The organism is Streptomyces sp. NBC_00009 (genome assembly GCF_045040855.1).
Taxonomy (GTDB): domain Bacteria; phylum Actinomycetota; class Actinomycetes; order Streptomycetales; family Streptomycetaceae; genus Streptomyces; species Streptomyces aureus.
Genome location: NZ_CP108312.1, coordinates 2,063,320 through 2,080,430, shown reverse-complemented (window position 1 = coordinate 2,080,430; position 17,111 = coordinate 2,063,320). Strand labels below are relative to the sequence as shown.

Sequence of the window (17,111 nt, the reverse complement as noted above, 5' to 3'; positions counted from 1 at the left end):
CCTCGCGTCGTTGCTCGCGCAGGAGTGGCAGGTTGATCATGGGACGCCAGCTGGTTGATGTGTGTGTCTATCAGCGGCAGTCTGCGCACGTCAACGGCACATGAACCCCATGTGGCCTGCGGAAATAACGAGTTGACCTGCATTTCACGCACATTGGTCGAGACCTCTGACGCTTTGCAGGCCAGGGCGTGATGCCCGTTGCGCTCAACAATGGGTGCCTGGTGGCTATTTGGCGGAATTTCGGTAGGCACGGAAAAGGCCCGCACCGTGGTGTTGGTGCGGGCCCTTCGCTGTGCCCAAGTGGCCGGGATATCAGCGTTGTTACTGCTGAGGCGGCTGGGGCTGTGCGGTGTACGGGGGAAGCGGCTGGCCGGGCTGACCGGGGGCGGCCTGGCCGGGGGCGGGCGGCTGACCGGGCGCGGGCTGACCCGGCTGGGCCGGGGCGGGGGGCTGCTGCTGCCACATCTGCGGGGGGCCGGGCTGGCTCGGCTGACCCGGCTGCTGGGGCTGGCCGGGGGCGCCGGCCTGGGCCTGGCCGGGCTGCTGCGGATACGGCTGGCCGGGGTAGGGCTGGCCCGGGAACTGCTGCCCCGGAGCGGGCTGTTGACCCGGCGCGGGCGGCTGGGGCGCGCCCGGCTGCCCCGGATACGGCTGGCCCGGGTAGGGCTGCTGCGCGGGGTACGGCTGCTGCTGGTGGCCCGGCACCGGGGGAGCCATGGTGGGCGGCGGGTTGCCGTCCGACGTCCACAGGCCCTGCTGCTGCTGGGCCCGCGCGAAGTCCTCCGCGACCATCGCCGAGAGGTTGAAGTACGCCTCGCGCACCTTGGGCCGCATCATGTCGAGGTCGACCTCGGCGCCGGCCGCCAGGTGCTCGTCGAACGGCACCACCACGACGCCGCGGCACCGCGTCTCGAAGTGCGACACGATGTCGTCGACCTTGATCATCTTGCCGGTCTCACGGACCCCGGAGATGACCGTGATGGAACGCGACACCAGGTCCGCGTACCCGTGTGCCGACAGCCAGTCGAGCGTCGTACTGGCGCTGCTCGCGCCGTCCACGGACGGCGTCGAGATGATGATCAACTGGTCGGCGAGGTCGAGGACTCCGCGCATCGCGGAGTACAGCAGACCGGTGCCGGAGTCGGTGAGGATGATCGGGTACTGCTTCCCGAGCACGTCGATCGCGCTGCGGTAGTCCGTGTCGTTGAACGTCGTCGAGACCGCCGGGTCCACGTCGTTCGCGATGATCTCCAGGCCGGACGGCGCCTGCGAGGTGAACCGGCGGATGTCCATGTACGAGTTGAGGTGCGGGATCGCCTGCACCAGGTCTCGGATGGTCGCCCCGGTCTCACGGCGCACGCGGCGGCCGAGCGTGCCGGCGTCCGGGTTGGCGTCGATCGCGAGGATCTTGTCCTGGCGCTCCGTGGCGAGCGTCGAACCGAGCGCGGTCGTCGTGGTCGTCTTGCCCACGCCGCCCTTGAGGCTGATGACCGCGATCCGGTAGCAGGACAGGACCGGCGTGCGGATCAGGTCCAGCTTCCGCTGCCGCTCGGCCTCCTCCTTCTTGCCGCCGAGCTTGAAGCGCGAGTTGTTGCCGCCGGGGCGGGTGCTCTTCGCCTTCTGCCTCTTGTTGTTGAGCAGGCGGTCGGCCGACAGCTCCACGGCCGCCGTGTAGCCGAGCGGCGCACCGCCGACGTTCGTGGGCGTGCGCTGGTCGTGCTGAATGGGCTGCGGCCAGGCGCCGCCGGCACGGGGGTCGGCGGGGGGCGCCTGTCCGGGGAAGGGCTGATCGGGCTGGCCCTGGAACTGGCCGGGCTGACCCTGGACCTGCTGATCGGGCTGGCCGGGGTGGGGGGCCGGGGCCTGTGACGCGGGCGGCTGCTGGTGCGGCTGCGGTTGCTGTGCAGCCGGGGGCTGGGGGCCGGGCTGCTGCGTGTGCGGTGCCGGCGGCTGCTGGGGGTTCTGCTGCGCCGGGAGGTGCGGGGCGGGCGGGGCCGGGGTGTTGGGTCCGGCCGGGTGTCCCTGAGCGGGTGCTCCGGGCTGCGGCTGCGGGAACCCGTAGCCCGTGCCGGGCTGGGGCTGCTGTGGGAACCCGTAACCGCCTTGCGGGGCGGGCTGGTTGGGCGTGCCGGGCTGGGGCTGCTGCGGGAACCCGTAACCACCCTGCGGGGCAGGCTGGTCCGGTGCGGCGGGTGCGGGCGGCGTCGGCTGTGGGAACCCGTAGCCCTGCTGTTGCGGCGGTGCCGGAGGTGCGGGCTGCTGCGGGTCGCCGGGGGCCGACTGCTGCGGGAAGCCGTAACCACCCTGCGGCGTGGGCGGGGTGTTCTGCGCGGGCCAGGCCGGCGGCGCGGGCGCGGCCTGGGCCGGAACCGGCGCGCCGGGCTGCTGCTGCGCGGGCCACTGCGGGGCCGACGTGGGGGCGGCGGGCTGGAACGTCGGGGGCAGCGGCGGGATACCGTCCTGCGGCACGGGCGGCGGGGCCCAGGCGGCGGGGGCGTCCTGTGCGTCCTGTGCGTCGGGGGTTGCGGGTGTGTCGGTGTCGGCGGGCGTACCGGTGTCCGCGCCCGCGTCGGCCGATGCGTCCGTGGTAGCGGCTTCGGCGGTGTCGGAGCCGGTGTCGTCCGAGCCCTCCGAGCCCTCCGCCTGGGACGCATCGTCAGAGGCAGCCTCGGAGTCGGTGCTGTCGGCCGCGGCCTGAGAGGTGTCCGGGTCCCCGTCCTCCGCGGACTCCGCGGAGGCGCTCGCCACCTCGTCGTCCCCGGTGGGTCCGGCCGCGGCGACCACAGCGAAGTCACCGGAGTCACCGGAGTTACCCGAGCCACCCGAGTCGGAGCTGCCGGACGCGGCGTCCGCGCCCTGCTCCTCGGCCGCCGGCTCGGCCTTCTGCTCGCCCTGTGCGGCCAGCTCGGCGAACTCCCGCTTCAGCGCGGCCGCGGAGAACCGCATCGTCGCGCCGCTCTCCAGATCCCCGTTCCCCGAACCCGCGTTCGGCTCAGGGGCCGAAGCGGCGGGCGTGTACGGCGTGTAGGGCGCGGGCGGCGCCGGGGGCGTCACAGGCGCGGGCGCGGGCGCGGGCGCGGGAACCGGAGGAACCGGCGGCGGAGGCGTGGCCGGTGTGGCCGGTGTGGCCGAGGGGGTCTCGCCCGTGCCGGACGACGCGTTCTGCGTGTACCAGGCCGGTGGGGCGTAGTCGATGGTGAACTCGCCCGTCGTCTCAGTGGCGGACTCCGCGTCGGAGTGATCATCGACGGGTGTGTCCCAGCCCCCGCGGATCTCGTCCCGATCGCTGTTCACAATGCCTCCTGGTGTGGTCGAGCACCCTCGTGCCGTGGTGGGGGGCGACCGTTCCTGTCGTCCGATCCGCCGCGCTCTTCCCCTGGGACGCGTACGAGCCGCTCGTGGGTTCTCGCGCGCGTCCTGGTCCCAGCCTAATCACCAAAACCACGAGCACGGCAGGCCCGTCCGTCCCGCCGACGCCGTCCAGGAGGTCACACCCGGCCAACAAGTGATGCCCAACGGACACGGAAGTGACGAACACCCCCCAGTCCGCCGCGCGCAAACTGCCCGAATAAGCCGCAAAGGGGACCGAGTTCGATCGTCGGAGCGCTCGGGGGCGGGCTCCGGGCCGGTCTCAGTCCATCCGGCGTGCGTTACCCAACAATCCGGTCTCGGCGTCCGTCGCCCGGGTCATCACGTACTGCCGGTCGCGGTCGGTGCACCACAGAGTGACGCCGTCCGCGAGCGTCGGGAGGGACTCCCACTCGCCGCGCGGCAGTCCGATGACACGGCCGATCTCCGCCGCCTCGTCCGGCGAAACCCGCTGGACCCCGACGAGCCGCGCCTGGCGCATCAACCGGGGCGCCACCGGGCTCAGATAGGGCAGCAGCGTCAGCACGGACTGCCACGGTGCGGAGGCCACCCGCCCGCGCGGCGGCCGCATCCCGCAGTCCCGCACCACGAGCACCGGGCCACCGGCGGACGCGCCCTGCGGCGGCACCCGCCCGACGTCGTGCACCGTCATCCCGGACTGGCCGCCACCGACCGCCTGCACCAACTGCGCCCAGGCCTGCGCCCGCCCGGTCTCCACCGCGACCCGCGCGCCCGTCGCAGCGGCCCGCAGCGCGAGCACCTGAGCCGTCCACAGGCCACCGATGAGCACCATGTCGTAGGGCGTCGGCCGGTTCACCCCGAGCACGGCGGGCTGGCCGTCGGCATCGACGCCGACGACGACACCGTCGTCGCCGATGGGCAGCGCGAGCGAGTTCAACTGCTCTACAGAGAGCGTGTGACGCTGGTGCCGCGGCCCGAAGAGTCCGAACCCCGTACGGGGCCGGTCACCGGCGGCAGGTGCGGGAGCCGCGCCCGCATTGCCGTTTCCGTTCCCATTGCCGTTGCCGTTCCAGGAGTTTCCGTCCCAGGAGCCTGCCCCGGCCGGGGGAGATGACGTCATGGCCATCAGCGCGCACCTCCGAGGGGCAACGTGGCGAGAACTCCGGGCAGTTGTTCGCGGTCGAGCCGGACGAGACCCGTCTTGGCCTGCCGGGCGGCGGTCTCCAGGGACCGCCGGGCCGTGGTCAGCTCGCTCTCGCTGCGTCCCGTGATCCGCATGTGCCCGCAGAGCTGGATGTCCCGCTGGTCACCGCGGGACAGCGTCAGGCTGAACGTCGTGGCCAGCGCGGGCACCGTGGTCAAGAGTGCGACCAACTGGTGCAGAGCGGGCCCGGATCCGCCGAGCTGCGGCCAGCGCCGTACCCAGTACGTGGTGTGTCTGCGGTTGTCGCAGCGCCAGCTGCGGCCGGACTCCTCGGTCCTGCGCTGCGGCAGCTCGCTCCGCCCGGCCTGCGCCGTCACCATGGGGTTGGCGCACGCCGACGTGGCGACGGCGGCCGTGAGCTCCTCCTCCGTCAGCACGCTGGCGCGGAAGCCCGCGCCGGTCAGTCGGCTCGCCAGATGCTGGGCCGCGCGGGCCACGCACTTCTGCGCTCCCGCGGTGCCGCCACCGCGCGCGGCCACGGCCTCCGGGCACAGCTCCGGGTCGAGCTTCAGGGCGATCCATGTGATGCGGACTGCGGGGGAGCCGGTCTGGGCCTGCAGTGGCGCGTAGTTGCTCACCGCCACGGACTGCTGCGGCAGGTGCAGCGCGGGCGCGGGCTGCGTGTGCAGCACGATCTGCGCCGATTCGAGCTGGATCCCGTCGACGTCGAGGGCGTCCCGCACGATCCCTATCGGCAGCGGCCGCCGGGAGCGTTCGGCCCGCAGGGCGGTGGCGTCCGACTCGACCTGGAGCACGGCGGTCAGGAAGCCGCCGTCGCCGACCATGCCGATGGGCCGCTGGTCGCGGTCATCACCGCGGCTGTAGCTGTACGTCCGCAGCGAGGGGTCGCACTCGACGGCGGGCGCGAGGCCCGGCTCCGTGCCGGGCGGGACCGGTGTGCTCGCCGCACGGCGCTTGCGCGCGCGCAGCGCCAGGACGGTGCCGAGCCACTCGGGCAGCGACCGCCCTCGACGGCGTACGACGGCGAACAGGACGAGGATCACGGCGACTACGCCCGCGGGCACCAGTGCCAGCTTGTCGACGACCGCGGCGCCGACGACCAGCGCGGCGGCGACCTCGATCATCACCATCTGCTGGAGCCGGAACGACCCGGCCCGTCCGGAGCGCGACTTCAGATGAAGCGAGACCGGACCGGCGGGCGCCGCCGGAGAGCCGGCCCCACCGCCGGACCGAGCCGCCGGCGCACCGTCTCCCGGTCCCGGCCGACCGTTCGACCGCGACCGGGATTGCGACCGCGACCGGGTCCGCGTTGCGGAAGCCATCACTCCAAACCCCCCGAACTCTCCCGAAAATCCCTGACGTACAGGGCCTTTGAAGGCCCCAGCACCCTACCCGTCCCACACGCACAACCACGCAACAGGCATAGTAGGGGCCGGGTCTGACAACGGAGGGCGGGGGACGCAGGTACCCCCGAGTGCTGCACGGGGAGAAGCGGACACAGATGGCATCACGGCGGGACGAACTCAACGCCTACACCTTCGCGAAGCGTCGTACGCTCGCGTCCTTCCTCCAGCCCTCACCCTCCGGTTCGGAGGAAGGGGCACCGAAGCCGCTGCGTGCGGTGCTGCCGGGCGTCATCGTCGGCATCGTCGTCCTCGCGGTCTTCGGGGCATGGGGGATGTTCAAGCCGACGGCTCCGCCAAAATGGGATGAACTCCATAAAAACGTGATCGTCGCGAGCAAGTCGACGACGCGTTACGTGGTCCTGGAGACGAAGGGCAAGGTCCAGCTGCACCCCGTCCTCAACATGGCATCGGCGAAACTCCTCGTCGACCCGAGCGACAATCCCATCGTGACGGTGTCCGAGACGGTGCTCGACAGCGGCAAGATCCCGCACGGCGCCACGATCGGCATCCCGTACGCCCCCGACCGCCTGCCGCCGGACTCGGAGGCCGAGTCCGCCAAGCGCTGGGCCGTCTGCGAGCGCCCGGGCGACGGCGGCCGCGCCATCCAGAAGGCGGCGTTCGTCCTCGCGAAGCGGGACGAGCCGAAGACCGAGGGCCGCGAGTCGAAGCTGCACGGCGGCGACCTGATGTACGTCGTCGGCCCGGACAAGGCCAAGACGGAGTACGTCGTCGACGCGAGCGGGACGGCCTACCGCATCGCCAAGCAGACCACGAAGGCAAACCAGCAGAAACTCCTGACCGCCCTCGACATCACCGCCGCGAACCAGGAGCCGCAGCGCGTCTCCAGGGACTGGCTCGACACCCTCCACAAGGGCACGCCGATCACCTTCCCGACGCTGGAGGGCCACCCCGGCGACCCCGCCAACGCGAACAGCACGCTCGACGACTCCGCGAACCGGGTCGGCATGGTCCTCAAGACGCCGGACCAGTATTACGTCGTCCTGCCGGGCAAGGTCGCCCCTGTCAGCGACTTCACCGCGCACCTGCTCCTGTACAGCCCCGACCTGGTTCCCCTGGACCAGGGCGGCGAGCCGCTCAAGGTGAGCCCCGGCGCCGTGGTCGCCGGCCAGAGCTTCGGGCCGGGCAACTGGCCGACGTACACGCCGAAGAGGGTCAACGATGCCTCCACCGGGACCGGCAGCCGCAACACCGTCTGCAACGTCCTGGACAAGGTCGACAGCGACAACGGCGACACCACGCTCAGCACATGGGCGGGCACGAAGTTCCCCGCGCCCCTTCCCACCGGCTCCTCCAGCGCCTACGTCACCGCCGGATCGGGCCAGCTGTACCGCCAGTTCACGGGCACCGCGACCAGCGTGGGCCCCGTGTTCCTCGTCACCGACACGGGCCTTCGTTACGCGATGCAGTCCAACGGCGACAGCGGCGCCGACGACGCGGGCATCGGCACGACCGCGAAGGAGCGCGAGGCACGGCGCAAGGAGGCCAAGCAGGCGGTGACCCGGCTCGGCTACGACAAGGTGGACCCGGCACCGATCCCGCTCGCCTGGTCGCAGTTCCTGCCCACCGGCCCGCGCCTGTCCACGACCGCGGCCAGCCAGCCGCAGGGCTCCTAGGGCCGGGGGACACGATGGCGTACGCATCCGGGGAATCCGCAGCCACGTGGACGCGCAGGGCGGCACTTGTCGCCGCGCTGACCGTGACCGTGACGACCACCGCGCTCCTGCCCGCCGGGCCCGCGGCCGCCGAGGGTGAGCAGTGCACCTTCGGCCCGAAGAACCCGAAGTACGCGGGCCGTCCTTGGTCGCTCCAGCGCGTCCTCCTGGACGACCTGTGGAGCGAGACCAAGGGCAAGGGCGTCAAGGTCGCCGTCATCGACACGGGCGTGGACGTCAAGAACCCGCAGCTCACCCATGCCGTGGACACGTCCAAGGGCAAGAACCTCATGGACCCGAACCTCAAGGACGACAACGGCGACAAGATCGAACGCGGCAAGGAGAACGGCACCACCGACACCGTCGGCCACGGCACCCGCGTCGCGGGCATCATCGCCGCGCGTCCGGCCAAGGGCACCGGCTTCGTGGGCCTGGCCCCCGAAGCCACGATCATCCCGATCCAGCAGAACGACGCCGAGGGCCACGGCACGGCCGAGTCCCTCGCGAGGGCCATCCTGTACGCGAAGTCCGTGGGCGCACAGGTCATCAACATCTCCCAGGACACGGCGAACGCGGTCGAGCCGGCCCAGGCGCTGCAGGACGCGGTCGACTCGGCGCTGGCCGCCAAGATCGTGGTCGTCGCCTCGGCCGGCAACGACGGCCTGGACGGCAAGGTGAAGGAGACGTACCCGGCCTCGTTCCCCGGCGTCCTGGCGGTCGCGGCATCGGACCGCAACAACGAACGCGCCTCGTTCTCCCAGTCCGGCGAGTTCGTGGGCGTGGCGGCGCCGGGCGTGGACATGGTCTCCACGGTTCCTGGCGGCGGCCACTGCTCGGACAACGGCACCAGCTTCTCCGCCCCGTACGTGGCCGGAGTCGCGGCCCTCGTCAAGGCGAAGCACCCCGACTGGACGGCGGCCGAGGTCGTCGCCCAGATCGAACAGACCGCGGAACGCTCGACCGTGGGCCACGACCGCCTGGTCGGCTGGGGCGTCGTCGACCCCGTCCGCGCGGTCACGGAGGATCCGGATCACCCGATCGAGTCCCCGTCCCCCGACGAGGGTGTCACCCGGGCGGAGGCTCCTACGGCGGCGAAACTCCACTTCGGCGAGACGGCGGAACAGCGCAACACCCGCCTGGCCACCTACACGGTCGTCGGCACGGCGGTGCTGGTGGCGGGCCTGGGAGGGGCGGCGGTCGCGGTACGGGACGCACGGCGGCGGGGCCGGAGGGCGGCGGGCGGGGCATGAGCGCGATGATCGCGCTGAGCTTCGGCATCGCCGTCGTGCTGTTGCTCGCCGCATGCGTCAAAGCGGACCGCGTGCGCGGCTGGCGCCAGAGCCTCAACCCGTCGGCGCCCGACGTCCCCGACGCCTTCTTCGTCGTGGGCCGTGTGATCTTCCTGATCATGGCCGGCGTCATGGTGTTCGAGGGGTTCAACCTGCTGAGGGTCTCCGCCGACTCGGGCTGGAGCGACGACGAACTGACCAGCGCGGTACGCCAGGCCACGGGCGACCTGGACGGCTGGATGTACCGCGACGACGGACTCACCACGGACTCCGCCTACTTCGACGACTACGCGTCCCTGCTCGAGGACAAGGTCATCCAGTACGGCGGCGGGGGAGCACCCCAGTCCGGCGTGGGCGCCGACCCGGCTGACGCGAACACGGACACCGACGCGTACTTCACGGTGCGCGCGGACGGCGCGGACGTGGCGTTCTGCACGCACATCGAGCGCACCCGCCGCACGAAGGACGACTACACGCCCCCGGGCATCGCGGGCGGCGAGGGAACGATCACCCAGCGCGCGTACCGTCTGGCGGTGACGACGCAGGAGGGCGAGTGCTGAGGCGTCAGAGCCGACCGCAACCACCGCCCTGGGCAACGGAGTTCGCCCGCTTCTCCACACTGCTGGAGAACGCGACCTTCCCGTCGACCACCAGCCGGCACCGCTCGCCATCCACCGCCGACGCGGGCTGCGCCCGTCCCAAGACTGGCGGATTCCCTGCTTGCATTCGCCCTGGGTTGGCCTTGCGGCGTAGGACGTACGGGACGCTCTTCGGCGCTGGAAGGGGCCGTGGGGTGGAGTGGTGAAGGGGCAGTGAGGGGGCGCGTTGAGGCGCGTTTCCGCTGGTAGCGTGCCTTTGCCCGGTGCTGTCGGGTGTGCGTGCAGGTGGAGTTGAGAGGGGGGAGCCGCCGTGGTTGCGGATCTCGGAGTCGGCCCAGGCGTCTTGAAACAGGGCGCGAAAGACATGGTGGAAATCCTCAAACCGGTCAAGAAGGTGGACCTTGGGGACGCAGCGGACCTGTCCACCAAGATGGGGAACGATGACGTGGCCGCGTCCCTGGTGACGTTCTGCGCGACGTGGGAGTCGGGGGGAGCGTTCCTGGCCGACTGCGCGGCGACCCTGGCAGACGGACTGGAAGCGGCCAACGGCAACTACGAGGACACGGATGAGGCCATCCGTGACGCCGTGAAGTCCGTCAAGACCGCGCTTGCCTGACGGTGTTGATCCAGCACTGACCCGAAGTCAAGAACAAGAACAGAACAGGGATTCCGCACTCAATGGCAGCGACGCTCGGGTCGACTGACGACCCGAAGGACCTCATCCCGGGGGAAGCCGGCAAGCTCGGCGACATCGAGACCGCCTTCAATGGCTGGTCGGACAAGTTCGAGAAGATCGGCGACGGCTTGCGCGACCTGCGCATCAATGGCTGGGTCGGTCAGGCCAGCGAGGCCTTCTGGCCCACCTTGGGCAAGGAAAAGACCAACTGGTACTTCGCGAGCGACGCGATGTCGGGGGCCTCCAAGGCCGTTCACTCGTACTCCTCCATGTTGACCTGGGCGCAGGGGCAGGCCGGAACCGCGATCGACAAGTGGAAGGCCGGCGACCATGAGGGCGCCGAAACCCTCCTGAAGGGTGCGCAGAAGCAGCTCAAGGAAGAGTCCGAGAAGCTCACTAAAAAGCTCCACGACCTCGCGGGCGACTCCAAGGACAGCCCTGACTGGCTTACTGCGATCCGAAGTGGCGTGGACGCCAAGAAGTGGTTGGAGGACCACGGCGTCGGCAAGGCCGCCATCGGGCCCAAGGCCTGGGCCAAGGAGAACGAGCGGTGGTTCGGCACCACGGAGAACCCGCGCCACAGGGAGAAGGAGTGGGGCCGCAACGAGGACGGCAGTTGGTACTTCCGGGACAAGGCCGATGCGGCCGGCGGCGACGATGCGACCAGGCCCCCCAAGAAGGCCGAGGTGAGTATCAAAATCGCCGAGTGGTCGGGTAAGGCCAGCGTATGGTCGGACGGCATCGACGGCGACGGGAAATTGGGCGACGCCAAGTACAAGTACGCGGCAGGTGTCCAGGCGCTGGGCGTAGACGGTTCGGCCGGTCTGAGTGTCACCGACGGACGGTTCAAGGCCGGTGCTTCGGGATCCGCGTACCTCGCCCAGGCGTCCGCGAATGGCAGTGTGGAGTACGGCCTCGCTGCAGCCCAGGGTGAGGCGAAGGCCTTCGTGGGTGCCGATGCGTCGGTGGAAGCCTCCGTCGGCAAGGACGGAGTGCACGGCGGCGCGGAGGCGTTCGCCGGAGCCAAGGCGACAGGATCCGCCTCAGCCGACGTCGCCGGTGTCGGCGCTGGTGTGAACGGCGAGGCCTGGGCAGGCGTGGGAGCCGAGGCGCATGCCGACCTCGGCATGAAGGACGGCAAGTTCACCATCGGCGGCGACGTCGGAGTGGGTTTGGGTCTTGGCGGCAAGGTCGGATTCAATGTCACCGTTGATACCGGCAAGCTGACCGGCGCGCTCAGCGATGGTGCCGACGCCGTGGGCGATGCCTGGGACAGCACAGTCGGCAGCTGGCTCTAGCCCGAGCCGAAGTTCACTGAAGGATTGGATCCACCATGGCAGCCACGTTGCCGGTCAAGATTTCCTTTTCACTGCCGGACGGCTGGCAGGCGGCGCCGCCGGACGAGGTCGGAGCGCCGAACGTAGCGTTCGTCGCGCTCCACGCGGCCTCCGCCGACGGCGGATTCACAGCGAATATCACCATCTCCGGCGAGATGCGCAACGATGGCGCCACCATCTCGCAGATCGCCGACGAGTCGGTACCTCGGCTTGAGCAGGGCGGGCCTGTGCGCGTCCTCAAGAAGACCGAGATCGGGACGCCGGACCTCCCCGGGCTCACGGATTCTCCGGGAATCGTGCAGAACCTCGTTCTCTCCACCACGCTGCGGGGGGAGCCGATCGAGCTGTGCCAGAGCCAGGTGTACCTCGGCATGGAGGACGTACGGAACCCGGCTCAGCGCGCGGTGATCGAAATCGTTCTCACCGCGACGCAGAACCAAATCGGTGAAGTCATCGAGGACTACAAGAAATTCCTGCGCACCGTGCAGCAGGCCGATGACTCCGCCGGCGGGGCCAACTAGCCGTCGACACGCGCAAAGTGCCCCTTGACCCGGTGACTTCTAGATCCGGGGCAAGGGGCACTTTGCATTTCCTCAGGCGGCTGTCCACACCTGCGCGGGAATCCGTTCCATGACGTCGCACAGGTAGTTCAACCGGTTCTCGATCTCCTGCTCATTCAGGTAGCCGGTGTACCACGTGAACAGTTCGTCGTCGCGCAGGCGAAGGGGGTGCGTCTCGGCACGCTGATCCGAGAGGAGAAAGGCCCGCATGTCTTCAGTCAGGACGCTGCGGACGAAAGCTTCGTCACGCGTGTCGACGCGGAACTTCTTGTCGAATTCCGGCACACCGAGCAGCATCCTCGGCCCTCGGCCCATCATCCTGTCGATCTTGCTCGGTCGCCCCACGTGCATGACCGGCGTCCCCATACCGGGCGCCGAGATGAGGAACACGGACTCGTGCGTGAGCTGCCTGTTGCCGGCCTGGGTGTCGCCCGACAAAGGGTTCACGTACCGGTACTCGAAGCATTTGAAGGAGCGGCCGCGGAACTCCCCTGTGATGTAGTGCCACGCGCTCAGGTTGGAGCCCTTGCCCGGCATCGGACCCACGCCGCAGTACTCGGTGGCCCGTCCGTGCGCGCGCCGCTCATAGGTCCAGCCACGCGCAGCGGCAACCCCTTCGAGGGCCTCCCAGTCTTCTTGGATCCGGTCCCCCGCTCGGTTACTGCGGATGATCCCCCTGATGGCGAGCGCGACCAGTCCCAAAATGACGCCGTATACGAGGATCTTCACCAGGATCCCAACCAGCTGTTCCATGGGCGGAGATTATTCCGGACGCCGTGTGCTCCTGTGAACCGAGGTCGGCCACACGACCACAACCTGAGATTGCGCGAGTGAAGATCCTCCGCTGGTGAGGTGAAGGGTCCGAGGTGTGCTCCGATTTGCCCGTAGTTCGGAGAAATGCGCCAAGTGGGAGTCTCCTGTGCGCCATATGCTGGGCACGCCGAAGGGGGCGGTCTGCCCTTTTCGGCTTTCTGTGACCTGCTTCTCCAGCCACCGGAACGGACCCCCCCCATGATCAAGTCCCGCCTCTCCGCCGCCACGTGGACCCTGTCGGCCGTAGCCGCAGGCGCCCTGCTCGTCGGCTGCTCGGGGTCGGTGAGTGTGGGGAAGTCCGACCCGAAGGTGTCCAAGGCCAAGCTGGCCGATACCGTCGCCGAAAAACTCGCCGCCACCACGGGTCAGCCGAAGCCGGACGTCACCTGCCCCGAGGATCTCGTCGGGAAGGTCGGCAACACCGGCCGCTGCACGCTCACGGCGAGCGACGGCAGCACGCTGGGCGTGACGGTCAAGGTTTCCTCGGTCGACGGAGGCAACGTCAACTTCGACATCAAGGCCGACGAGACGCCTTCCCCGGCTGCGAGCTGACCCTTTCGACTCCACCGCGCCTCTCGCGAAGCGAAATGCTCGCTAAGCGAAATGCTCGCGAGGAAGTTTGCCCCCGTAAGCCCGGTAGGAGCTTGCGGCGACGAACCACAAGGGTCCTGCTGAGGGCACTCACCCCTCGGCGCAGGCCCCTGAACCGGCGGCCGCCGTCGCGTACTCCTTGATGAACCGGAGCATGTCCGCCGGTGCCGAATCATCCGAAACGCGTGCCGTCACCCAGAACGAGCCGTCCGCACCGGCCGACTTCGGGCACTCCACGCGACCGACGGCCCCGGTCTTCGAGTAGATGAACCGGCCGGCGTCCGCGCCGGTGTCGTTCGGATTGACGCCGATCGCGGACGTGGCGACATCACGGGCCGAGGTGTCGGCGCCCCGCTTCTCCACACTGGTGGAGAACACGACCTTCCCGTCGACCTCAAGCCGACAGCGCTTCACACCGACCGCCGACGTGGGCTTGACCGCCATCTTCTTCCCCGGCGGCAGCAGCGGCTCCAGGGAACCGGCGGACACCTTGGTGCCGCACAGTTCCTTCGGCGTTGCGTACTCCCGCTCGGGTGCGGACGACGAACAGCCGGCCACCGAAGCGACGAGCAACGCCGCACCGATCGCCGCTGCCAAGACCGAACGTGCTCTGCCCCGCGGGAGTCCATGCATGACGTCTTCCATCGCCTTCGGTGATCGTGCCGGTGAGTCGCGCGGCATCAGTCGGGGATCTCGGTGTCGAGGTCCTTGGCCATCGCGTGGATGTCTGTGTTGGCGTCGTTGAAGCCCGTCGCGGTGCCTTCGCTGACCCAGGTGTCGATCTGGTCCGAGTAGTCCGCGTGGTGCGCCTTGGCGGCCTCGGTGGCCGCCGCGTAGTTGACGTTCGTGGTGGTGTCCTTGATCGTCTCCCACCGCGTCGCGATGTCATGACCGGCTTCCGAGCGGTACTGGCCGGAGTCGTCCTTGAAGAACGCCTCCATCACCACCGATGTCACCGTGCCCGCGGCGCCGCCCGCGGCCGCGCCGACCACGGGGGACGCGATGAAGCTCGTACCGATGCCGACGCCCGTACCGACGATGCCCGAGATCACGTTCTTCTTCTGGCTGACGGCGTAGTCGAAGTCGCCGTCCTTCTCGTTGGCCGGGCCGAGCACCGCTTCCTGCCGGCCCTGGGCGAGCAGGCCGCTGAACTCCCCGGACTTGCGCGACAGGCTGGTGATCGTGTCCTTCGCGTCGTGCGGGTAGCGCTGGTCCTCGGGGAGGTCGGGGTTCAGGTGGTAGTCCATCAGGTTGGCGGTGTACGCCTTCTCGCCGACGCTCAGCGCGCTGTACCCCTCCGGGTTCTGGCTCGCGGTGACCAGGAAGCGGGACACGGCGCTGTGATCGAGCTTTGCGTCCGCGCCGTCGTTCGGGTACAGCAGGTTCCACCCGGACTTGTCCCCGTCGCCGACCGTGGGGCCGTCGGCCATCGCCCGGTGGATGTCGGGCAGGTACTCGGACCCGATCTGCCCGATGCTGTCCGACATGTAGTCGTGGTCCTTGAGGCGGTTCGGGTCCTCGGAGATGGAGTTGACGAGGTCCCGCATCAGCCCGGCCTGATCGGCGGTGTGCGCCGGAGTGTCCGCCGTCGGCAGCTCGCACGCCGGATGCCCGGTCGTCCCCGCCTCCAGCGCCAGGGCGAGGTTGTTGCGCCCGGTGTTGAGGTCGTCGCCGTGCATGTCGGACTCCTGCGGCCACTCCCGGTCCTCGAAGAGGTACTTGAAGTTGCTGGCCGCCGCCTTGTCGCCGTCCTTCGGCGTGTACTCCTCGTTGAAGAACGAGGTAGCCGCGTCCGGGCTGTTGGACAGGCCCTTCAGGTAGCCCGTGAGCGGGTCGGAACCGCTGTCCTCGCCGATCCGGTTGAGCCAGGGGTCCATGCCCATGTGCTGCCACGCCATGTTGCGGTGCTCGCCGTCGCCGGTGAGCTTGCGCTCGGTGGCCATGAGTTTGGTGCCGTAGTCCTCCATGAACCGGTCGTCGTAGTCGCCGGTCCGCATGAGGTTGCTCATGACCTGGAAGCCCATCGGCCCGCCGCGATCCCCGTAGAGCGGCTTGTCGCCCAGGTCGATCATCTTGGACTTCCACTCGTACATCGCGCTCGAGTCGCTCTGCGTCGCGTGGGCCAGCGACATGCCGAGGTTGCGCTGGAGGTCGTCGAACTGGTCGAGCCGCTCGTGCCCCAGCTCGTAGTTGCCGCGGGCCGGGTCGTTGATCCCCGTCCAGAACTCAAGGATCTTCTGCGGGCCGACCTTCGTGGCGAACCGCTCGGAGAACAGCTCGTCGTCGGCGTACTTCTTGAACCCGGCGTTGAGCCGGTCGAACTCCTCGACCGACAGGTCCTTCGGGTCCTTCTGCGCGAGCTTCGCCAGCTCGTCGGCTTCATTGACGGCGGCGGCCGCGGAGTCTCGGTCCGAGTAGATCGCGTCGGAGAAGCCCATGGACGTCTGGTTGACCAGCAGCTTCAGGACCGTGGTGGCCGTGTTGTCGCTCTCGCTCGCCCCGTCGACGATTTTCTGGATCTCGTTGCGGACCCCGGCGACGTCGCCGTCGGTCGGCTTGGGGTCCTTGGCGTCGTCCTTGGCGCGGACGGTGAAGCCGCCGCTGCCCGACGCCGTGACGCTGATGTCCTTCGTGCCCGCGTTCTGTATCGCCGTCGTGAGATTGCCGTGGTACGTCCTGAGTTCACCCGCGGTGTCCCGGAGAATGTCGTAGATCGACTTCGCCTGGGTGTGCGCGTCGTCGAATTCACCGACCGTCTTGCCGATGAATTCCTTGGAGACCGTGGCATTCGCGCCGGCCCAGACGGCCTTGCCCGTGGACGCCTTCATGCCCGTACGGGCTTCCTTCGCCAGCGCGTCGAGATTCTTGACCATCGTCGACCAGTCCTCGACAGCGTCGTCGAGGAGCTTGAAGTTGGCGTGGAGGAGCGCCTCGAAATGCATCAGTCGTCCTTCTTCTTCGGCTCGCCGTACACCGGGTTCTTCTTGCCGGGGTCACCGACGCGCTCGTCGAAACCGGCGTCGAGCATGTCGATGCTGCTCATCTGGCGCTGGATGAAGTCCTCGTCGTCCCCGTGCAGCTTCTTGGTGCGGTGCATGTGGTTGGCGATCTGCGCGGTGGCGTCCATCAGCGAGCGGAGCTGCTCCTCCCAGCGGTTCGACACCTCCTGCAGGCCCCCGCCCAGCGAGAAGCCCTGCTTCGTGAGGTCCGATGCCGCCGAGTCGCTGCTGGGTACGGCCACGCGGGCCTTGTCCCACATCTGGCCGTACAGCTTGTGGGCGTCCGAACCGACCTTCTCGAGGTCTCCGTGCCCGACCGCGAGGTCGCCGTACTGGGACGGCGGCGGCCCCCCGCCCTCATCGTCCGGCACGCGGTTCAGCTGCATCTGCGTCGACTGACGCCCCGCCGCCTCAGTCTTCAGCTGCTCCCACTCGTCCCACGCCATGAGCGAGCTCCTTCCCCCGTGTGCGTGCCGGATCCTGCCGATGGACGGCAGTCGTCCGGTTCAAGCTAGCAACTCGGCCGCGAGGAGTGGCCGTTCGGAACGGTGCTCGAGATGCTGCACAAGTGAAGGTCTTGTGGACGACGCGAGTTGTAGCCGTGTATCCGTAATGGCGGACCTTGCGCGTTCGGTCCCCATCCGTTTCAATCCGCTCGCCTCCGGCTCTTCGG

Annotated in this window: 14 protein-coding genes; 7 read left to right on the top strand and 7 right to left on the bottom strand. The window is 69.3% G+C overall.

What is annotated here, in order from left to right:
- Positions 1–321 precede the first annotated feature (321 nt).
- The 3 genes from OHA58_RS09200 to eccE all read right to left on the bottom strand — a co-directional run bounded on the left by OHA58_RS09200 (position 322) and on the right by eccE (position 5,817).
- A complete protein-coding gene (locus OHA58_RS09200) occupies positions 322–3,294 on the bottom strand; it encodes an SCO5717 family growth-regulating ATPase (protein WP_405478139.1) in 2,973 nt (990 codons plus the stop codon).
- Positions 3,295–3,631: 337 nt separating this feature from the next.
- Positions 3,632–4,456, bottom strand: a complete 825-nt coding sequence (locus OHA58_RS09195; RefSeq protein WP_405478138.1) for a hypothetical protein — start codon at positions 4,454–4,456, stop codon at positions 3,632–3,634.
- Positions 4,456–5,817: a type VII secretion protein EccE gene (gene eccE, locus OHA58_RS09190; RefSeq protein ID WP_405478136.1), complete on the bottom strand. Its 1,362-nt coding sequence runs from the start codon at positions 5,815–5,817 to the stop codon at positions 4,456–4,458. The genes OHA58_RS09195 and eccE overlap by 1 nt, the downstream gene beginning before the upstream one ends.
- 179 nt (positions 5,818–5,996) lie before the next feature.
- On the opposite strand from eccE, the gene eccB reads away from it, so the two are divergent.
- From eccB to OHA58_RS09160, 6 genes are all read left to right on the top strand, one after another.
- A complete protein-coding gene (gene eccB, locus OHA58_RS09185) occupies positions 5,997–7,535 on the top strand; it encodes a type VII secretion protein EccB (RefSeq protein WP_405478134.1) in 1,539 nt (512 codons plus the stop codon).
- 14 nt (positions 7,536–7,549) lie between these two features.
- Positions 7,550–8,824: a type VII secretion-associated serine protease mycosin gene (mycP, locus tag OHA58_RS09180; RefSeq protein ID WP_405478132.1), complete on the top strand. Its 1,275-nt coding sequence runs from the start codon at positions 7,550–7,552 to the stop codon at positions 8,822–8,824.
- Entirely contained in the window at positions 8,821–9,423 is a 603-nt protein-coding gene (locus tag OHA58_RS09175; protein WP_405478130.1) for a hypothetical protein, read from the top strand. Before mycP ends, OHA58_RS09175 begins: the two co-directional genes overlap by 4 nt.
- Positions 9,424–9,826: 403 nt before the next feature.
- On the top strand, positions 9,827–10,078 hold the full coding sequence (locus OHA58_RS09170) for a hypothetical protein (RefSeq protein WP_405478128.1): 252 nt from the start codon (positions 9,827–9,829) through the stop codon (positions 10,076–10,078).
- A 62-nt stretch (positions 10,079–10,140) separates the two neighbouring features.
- Positions 10,141–11,436, top strand: coding sequence for a putative T7SS-secreted protein (locus OHA58_RS09165; protein ID WP_405478126.1), 1,296 nt, complete (start codon positions 10,141–10,143; stop codon positions 11,434–11,436).
- A gap of 35 nt (positions 11,437–11,471) precedes the next feature.
- Complete coding sequence (locus tag OHA58_RS09160) at positions 11,472–11,996, top strand: hypothetical protein (RefSeq protein ID WP_405478124.1); 525 nt, start codon at positions 11,472–11,474, stop codon at positions 11,994–11,996.
- Between the two features lie 72 nt (positions 11,997–12,068).
- On the opposite strand, the gene OHA58_RS09155 is transcribed toward OHA58_RS09160, so the two are convergent.
- The gene (locus OHA58_RS09155; RefSeq protein ID WP_405478122.1) at positions 12,069–12,788 is read right to left on the bottom strand and encodes a hypothetical protein; all 720 of its coding nucleotides are present in this window, start codon (positions 12,786–12,788) and stop codon (positions 12,069–12,071) included.
- Positions 12,789–13,046: 258 nt separating this feature from the next.
- Between OHA58_RS09155 and OHA58_RS09150 the strand changes: the two genes are divergently transcribed.
- Positions 13,047–13,400 (top strand): DUF4333 domain-containing protein, encoded by a 354-nt coding sequence (locus OHA58_RS09150; RefSeq protein WP_405478120.1) that lies wholly within the window; start codon positions 13,047–13,049, stop codon positions 13,398–13,400.
- A gap of 129 nt (positions 13,401–13,529) precedes the next feature.
- On the opposite strand, the gene OHA58_RS09145 is transcribed toward OHA58_RS09150, so the two are convergent.
- The 3 genes from OHA58_RS09145 to OHA58_RS09135 form a co-directional block, all read right to left on the bottom strand.
- Positions 13,530–14,036 carry a hypothetical protein gene (locus OHA58_RS09145; protein WP_405478119.1) on the bottom strand — a complete coding sequence of 169 codons (507 nt, stop codon included), beginning with the start codon at positions 14,034–14,036 and terminating at the stop codon, positions 13,530–13,532.
- Between the two features lie 83 nt (positions 14,037–14,119).
- Complete coding sequence (locus tag OHA58_RS09140) at positions 14,120–16,381, bottom strand: hypothetical protein (RefSeq protein ID WP_405478117.1); 2,262 nt, start codon at positions 16,379–16,381, stop codon at positions 14,120–14,122.
- Positions 16,381–16,884: a hypothetical protein gene (locus OHA58_RS09135; protein ID WP_405478115.1), complete on the bottom strand. Its 504-nt coding sequence runs from the start codon at positions 16,882–16,884 to the stop codon at positions 16,381–16,383. The genes OHA58_RS09140 and OHA58_RS09135 overlap by 1 nt, the downstream gene beginning before the upstream one ends.
- Positions 16,885–17,111 lie beyond the last annotated feature (227 nt).

Bases quoted from the DNA above. Each gene is read 5' to 3' on its own strand.
- OHA58_RS09195 (WP_405478138.1), bottom strand. From the start codon at position 4,456: ATGGCCATGACGTCATCTCCCCCGGCCGGGGCAGGCTCCTGGGACGGA.
- eccE (WP_405478136.1), bottom strand. From the start codon at position 5,817: ATGGCTTCCGCAACGCGGACCCGGTCGCGGTCGCAATCCCGGTCGCGG.
- eccB (WP_405478134.1), top strand. From the start codon at position 5,997: ATGGCATCACGGCGGGACGAACTCAACGCCTACACCTTCGCGAAGCGT.
- mycP (WP_405478132.1), top strand. From the start codon at position 7,550: ATGGCGTACGCATCCGGGGAATCCGCAGCCACGTGGACGCGCAGGGCG.
- OHA58_RS09175 (WP_405478130.1), top strand. From the start codon at position 8,821: ATGAGCGCGATGATCGCGCTGAGCTTCGGCATCGCCGTCGTGCTGTTG.
- OHA58_RS09170 (WP_405478128.1), top strand. From the start codon at position 9,827: ATGGTGGAAATCCTCAAACCGGTCAAGAAGGTGGACCTTGGGGACGCA.
- OHA58_RS09165 (WP_405478126.1), top strand. From the start codon at position 10,141: ATGGCAGCGACGCTCGGGTCGACTGACGACCCGAAGGACCTCATCCCG.
- OHA58_RS09160 (WP_405478124.1), top strand. From the start codon at position 11,472: ATGGCAGCCACGTTGCCGGTCAAGATTTCCTTTTCACTGCCGGACGGC.
- OHA58_RS09155 (WP_405478122.1), bottom strand. From the start codon at position 12,788: ATGGAACAGCTGGTTGGGATCCTGGTGAAGATCCTCGTATACGGCGTC.
- OHA58_RS09150 (WP_405478120.1), top strand. From the start codon at position 13,047: ATGATCAAGTCCCGCCTCTCCGCCGCCACGTGGACCCTGTCGGCCGTA.
- OHA58_RS09140 (WP_405478117.1), bottom strand. From the start codon at position 16,381: ATGCATTTCGAGGCGCTCCTCCACGCCAACTTCAAGCTCCTCGACGAC.
- OHA58_RS09135 (WP_405478115.1), bottom strand. From the start codon at position 16,884: ATGGCGTGGGACGAGTGGGAGCAGCTGAAGACTGAGGCGGCGGGGCGT.